5 protein-coding genes are annotated in these 5,765 nt (G+C 69.0%); 1 reads left to right on the top strand and 4 read right to left on the bottom strand.

The window, feature by feature from the left end; translation table 11 throughout:
* Positions 1-56: 56 nt before the first annotated feature.
* Positions 57-374 carry a hypothetical protein gene (locus ACYVDK_RS14075; protein ID WP_460522795.1) on the top strand — a complete coding sequence of 106 codons (318 nt, stop codon included), beginning with the start codon at positions 57-59 and terminating at the stop codon, positions 372-374.
* A 176-nt stretch (positions 375-550) separates the two neighbouring features.
* Here ACYVDK_RS14075 and thrB read toward each other — a convergent pair whose 3' ends face one another.
* The 4 genes from thrB to lysA are packed head-to-tail and all read right to left on the bottom strand — an operon-like array spanning position 551 to position 5,472.
* Positions 551-1,498 (bottom strand): homoserine kinase, encoded by a 948-nt coding sequence (thrB, locus tag ACYVDK_RS14070; protein WP_460522797.1) that lies wholly within the window; start codon positions 1,496-1,498, stop codon positions 551-553.
* A 44-nt stretch (positions 1,499-1,542) separates the two neighbouring features.
* A complete protein-coding gene (thrC, locus tag ACYVDK_RS14065; protein WP_460522793.1) occupies positions 1,543-2,628 on the bottom strand; it encodes a threonine synthase in 1,086 nt (361 codons plus the stop codon).
* A gap of 1 nt (position 2,629) precedes the next feature.
* A complete protein-coding gene (locus tag ACYVDK_RS14060; protein ID WP_460522791.1) occupies positions 2,630-3,997 on the bottom strand; it encodes a homoserine dehydrogenase in 1,368 nt (455 codons plus the stop codon).
* The gene (lysA, locus tag ACYVDK_RS14055) at positions 3,994-5,472 is read right to left on the bottom strand and encodes a diaminopimelate decarboxylase family protein (protein WP_460522789.1); all 1,479 of its coding nucleotides are present in this window, start codon (positions 5,470-5,472) and stop codon (positions 3,994-3,996) included. The genes ACYVDK_RS14060 and lysA overlap by 4 nt, the downstream gene beginning before the upstream one ends.
* Positions 5,473-5,765: the final 293 nt, after the last annotated feature.

Raw genomic sequence — 5,765 nt, 5'->3', positions numbered from 1 at the left:
AAGTCATGATGAACACACCGGCCGCACTGGCCGCATAACCAACCTGTCACCTATCCGTGCAGCAGACCCACCTGCTGAACCAGCTCTGGCTGCTGGTGAACCTGCGCAAGAACCTGTTCCTGCCCACCATCAAAGTCACCGGCTGGAAGACAACGAAGACCGGGAAAACCGTGCGCACCTACGACGCACCAGCCACCCCGGCCGACCGGGTCATCGCATCCGGGATCCTGTTGCCACCGGAACGCGCACGCCTCCAGCAGCTCCGTACCAGCGTCGACCTCGCCGACCTCACCTGGCGGATCCACCGCATCCAGAACCGACTCATCACCGCCGCCGAAGCGAAGACCTACGCCACAACGCCCCACGCCGCCTAACCCGGGCCACGTTTCGCGTGCACATTACGTGAGGCACACACCCCCACCCTCGCGAGCATCTTGACATGAGGCATCACGCATCCACACGCGCCCTGTTCGCACTCCATGAACCAGCATTCGCGGGGGACGTTTCGGTGGCGTGTGCAGATACGTTTGGCGCGAACCCACCTCGACGCTCAGGGCGTCCCCTGCCCTCTGTGCACTGTCGCACCAAGGAAATCGACGGCGAGCATGAGCGGCTGCCAGCGGGTCTCTGCGCGGTCGGCGACGAGTTGCGCGGCAGCCAGGCGCTGAGCAGGATCGCTGCACAGCACCAAGATCGAAGGACCGGCCCCCGACACCACAGCGGGAAAGCCTGCAGTTCGGAGCTCGGAGATGAGGCGATGCGTCTCCGGCATCGCCGTGGCGCGGTAGTTCTGGTGCAGCTTGTCCTCGGTGGCCGCCAGCAGCAGTTCCGGACTCTGCACCAGGGCCGCCACGAGCAGCGCCGACCGCGACACGTTGAACACGGCGTCCTCGTGCGGCACCGACACCGGCTGCAGGCTACGGGCGAGCGCCGTGGACATGACGTGCTCAGGCACGAACACGAGCGGCGAGACGCCCCGGTGCACGATCAGCTTCTTGTGCGACGGGCCGCCTTGAGACATCCACGCGATCGTCAGACCGCCGAAGAGCGCGGGCGCAACGTTGTCGGGATGACCCTCCAGGTCGGTCGCAAGCGCGAGCAATCGGTCGGGACCGAACTCCGCCAGACCGTCGAGCAGGCCCTTCGCCGCGACGATGCCGGCAACGATCGCGGCCCCCGACGATCCGAGACCCCGACCGTGCGGAATCGCGTTGTGCGCGACGAGTTCGAGTCCGGGCATCCGGATGCCTGCAGAGGCGAACGCATGCGCGATCGAACGAACGACGAGGTTGGACTCGTCGGTGGGGACCTCGCCCTCGCCCACGCCGTGCACGGTCACGTGCGCGCCCGGCTCGGCTCGTACCGTCACGGTGAGGTCGTCGTACAGCGCCAGTGCCAGCCCGAGCGTGTCGAATCCGGGGCCGAGGTTCGCCGACGTGGCGGGAACCTTCACGCGCACACTGCGACCGACGGGCACGAGGGAAGTGCGGGCATCCACAGCACCCCCGCCGGACACCGGTTCCGGCGGCGTGGATGGCCCGCTCACGCGGCGTCCGACGGGCTCAGCCCGAGCACGTCGGCGACCTGTGCGGTGTCCGCCGGCACGACGGTGGGTTGCACTTCGCCGCCGCCGGCCGTGCGCAGCGCCCACTGCGGGTCCTTCAGGCCGTGGCCGGTCACGGTGAGCACGACGCGGGCCCCGGCCGGAACCGCACCAGCCTCTGCCCGCTCGAGCAGTCCGGCGACGCTGATCGCGCTGGCCGGCTCGACGAAGATGCCCACCTCCGCGGAGAGGATGCGATGTGCGGCAAGGATCTGCTCGTCGTCGATCGATCCGAAATAGCCGTTCGTGGTGTCGCGAGCGGTGAGGGCGAGCTCCCACGACGCCGGGTTGCCGATGCGGATGGCGCTCGCGATGGTCTCCGGATCCTTCACCGGGTGGCCGAGCACGATCGGTGCGCTTCCCGCGGCTTGGAACCCGAACATGCGCGGCAGCTTGGTCGAGACCCCACGCTCGACCTCCTCCGTGTAGCCACGCGTGTACGCCGTGTAGTTGCCCGCGTTGCCGACCGGGATGAAATGGAAGTCGGGTGCATCGCCGAGCACCTCCACCACCTCGAACGCCGCCGTCTTCTGACCCTCGATGCGGTCGTTGTTCACGGAGTTCACAAGGTGCACCGGGTAGTTCGCGGCGAGGTCGCGGGCGATGTCGAGGCAGTCGTCGAAAGTGCCCTGCACCTGCAGCAGCTGAGCATTGTGCGCGATCGCCTGGCTCAGCTTGCCCATCGCGATCTTGCCCTCGGGCACGAGCACGACGGCCTGGATGCCCGCGTGCGTCGCGTAGGCGGCCGCCGACGCCGACGTGTTCCCGGTCGATGCGCAGATCACGGCCTTTGCGCCCTGCTCGACCGCCTTGGAGACGGCCATCGTCATTCCACGGTCCTTGAAGGATCCGGTCGGGTTCATGCCCTCGAACTTGACGTGCACGTCGGCACCCGTGCGAGCCGAGAGCGCCGGCGCCGGGATGAGCGGGGTTCCGCCCTCGCCGAGCGTGACGATGGGCGTGGCCTCCGTCACGTCGAGACGGTCGGCGTATTCGCGCAGAACGCCCTGCCATTGGTGCGCCACGTCAGGCTCCTTCAACTCGTAGAACAGAGGTCACGGCCACGACCTCATCGCTGTCGCGGAGGGTGGCGACCGTCGCCGCGAGGGCGGACTCGAACGCGACGTGCGTTCCGATCACCAGCGTAGCCGTGCCGGGTGGGGCATCCTGCCCGGTGGCCGGCGCCGAAACGGCCGGCGATGCCGACGCAGCTGAAGGCGCCGAGGCCACCGTCTGGGTCACCGTCTCGACCGAGACGTCGTGCGTCGCGAACACGGCGGCGATGCGCGAAAGCACGCCGGGGGCATCCGTCACCAGCAGCGTGATCTGGTACCGCGTGCGCACCGCACCCACATCGAGTACGGGCAGATCGGCGTGCGTCGATTCCGCCACTCCCGGCCCTCCCACCACGTGTCGTCGGGCCGCCGAGACGACATCGCCGAGCACGGCGGATGCCGTCTGCAGACCTCCCGCCCCCGCCCCGTAGAACATGAGGTCGCCCGCGGCCGCCGCCTGAACGAACACCGCGTTGTGCACACCGCGCACCGCGGCCAGCGGATGCTCCCTGGGGACCAGCGCCGGGTACACCCGGGCCGAGACCCCCTCGCGTCCTTCGTCGTCGGTGACCCGCTCGCAGATGGCGAGCAGCTTGATCACGTAACCACCGGCGCGGGCGGCATCGACCTGGTGCTTGGTGATGCCGCTGATTCCCTCGCGGTGCACGGATGCCAGCGGCACGGTCGTGTGGAATGCCAGTCCGGCGAGAATGGCGGCCTTGGCCGCGGCGTCATACCCGTCGACGTCGGCCGAGGGGTCGCTGCGCTCGGCATAGCCGAGCTCGGTGGCGGTCTCGAGGGCCGACTCGAGGGTTTCGCCCGCGGAATCCATGCGGTCGAGGATGAAGTTGGTCGTGCCGTTCACGATGCCCAGGATGCGCTCGACCCGGTCGCCGGCGAGGCTGTCCCGCAGCGGCCGGATGATCGGGATCGCCCCGCCCACGGCGGCCTCGTAGTAGAGCTGCGCGCCCACCTGCTCGGCCGCCGCGAAGAGCTCGGCCCCGTGCTCGGCCAGCAGCGCCTTGTTGCCGGTGACGACGTCCGCACCCGAGGTGAGCGCCAGCAGCACGTACTCCCTCGCCGGGTCGATGCCGCCCATCAGCTCAACGACGATGTCGGCGCTCAGGATGAGGGAGCGCGCGTCGGTCGTGTAGAGCTCGCGCGGCAGGTCGGCACGGCGCGGCGCGTCCACGTCGCGCACCGCGATGCCGACGAGTTCGAGTCCCGCCCCCACACGTGCGGCAAGCTCGTCACCGTGATCGAGAAGGAGCTTGGCGACCTGGGATCCCACCGAACCGGCGCCGAGCAGCGCCACCTTCAGGGTTCGGTACTCGATCACAGCGCCTCCTTTCGACGGGTGCGGCCAAGCGGGCCGGGAGCATCCATGGCATCCGAGACCGTGCCTGCGACGACGGCTGAGTGACGGGCGCCCAGATCGCGGGCGAGCAGGTCGTCGACGGTCTCGCCGCGTACGAGCATCCGCGATGCGCCGTCACGCACCGCAACCACCGCCGGCCGCGGCAGAAAGTTGTAGTTGCTCGACAGCGCCCAGCAATACGCGCCGGTCGCCGCTACGCCGAGCAGGTCGCCCGGAGCGACGTCGCCCGGCAGATAATCGTCGTTCACGACGATGTCGCCGGACTCGCAGTGCTTGCCCGCCACTCGCACGAGAACCGGTTCGGCCCCCGAAGCGCGTCCGAGGATGCGTGTCGAGTAGTCGGCGCCGTACAGCGCCGTGCGGGCGTTGTCGCTCATGCCGCCGTCGATGCTGACATACAGCCGTCGCGCCTGCGTGCCGTCGGCGTCGAGAGCGACCGGCTTCGTCGTGCCCACGGTGTAGAGAGTGATGCCGGCAGGGCCGATGATGTACCGTCCCGGCTCGAACGCGACCGTCGGCAGCGGGATCCGCGCCGCCTCGCATTCTGCGGCCAGCACCTGAGCGACGCGATCGGACAGGTCTTCGATGCGGTCGGGGCGATCGGCCTCTGTGTACGCGATGCCGAACCCGCCGCCGAGGTTCAGCTCGGGAACCGGGCCGCGCGCCAGAAGTCGCGCATGCACGGCGATCAGGCGCGCCGCCGATTCCGCGAAGCCGTCTGCGCCGAAGATCTGCGAGCCGATGTGGCAGTGCAGTCCGACGAACTCGAGACGGGAATGCGAGCGGATGTCTGCCACGAGCCGCTCGGCATCCTCCAGCGCGACTCCGAACTTCTGGTCTTCGTGGGCTGTTGCGAGAAAGTCGTGCGTGTGCGCGTGCACGCCGGTGCGCACACGCAGCCGCACCCGCTGCCTACGGTCGTGCGCGGATGCCGCGGCCGCGACCCGCGCGATCTCCTGCTCGGAATCGATCACGATGGTGCCCACTCCGGCATCCACCGCCCCGTCGAGCTCCGCCGCGGACTTGTTGTTGCCGTGGAAGCCGAGGCGCGAGGCGTCGACTCCGGCGGCCAGCGCCACCGCGAGCTCGCCGCCACTGGCGACGTCGATGCGCAGGCCGGCCTCGGTCATCCAGCGGGCGACGTCTGTGCTGAGAAAGGCCTTTCCGGCGTAGTACACCTCGGCCACGGCGCCGACGCGTGCGAACGCCTCAGCGAACGCGCGTCGCACCCGGTCGGCACGGGAACGGACATATTCCTCGTCGAGTACATACAGCGGAGTCTCGTAGCGCGCCGCCAGTTCGTCGACGCGAACGCCTCCGATGACGGCGACCCCGTCGGCGTCTCTGCTCAGGGTCGTCGGCCACACCTCGGGCGCGAACGCGTTCGCGTCGGCAGGCAGCGGCAGCCAGGCGGGAGCCAGCGGGTTGTCGGGCACGGTGGAGTCACCTCGAACTGGTCGGCGTAGCTGGCGAGCGGACCCGGATTGGCCCCTGAAGCCGAGAGACATTCCGCGCGAATGCGCGTTCCGGGAGTCTACCGGGGGCGGTATACCGACCGCGAAAACGGCGGCGTCACATTACGGGCCCGCCGTCCGGTCGGGCCACCACCGCTGGTCGAACCACCACCGCTGGTCGAACCACCACGACTGGTTGAGCCACCACCGCTGGATAGTCCTATGGATGTCAAGTGGTGTTAGGTGATGATTCCGTCGGTTTTGAGGTCGTGGTA

This window comes from Humibacter antri (genome assembly GCF_054777235.1).
The sequence above is the reverse complement of the archived record's forward strand: the minus strand, read 5'-3'. Positions and strand labels throughout refer to the sequence as shown.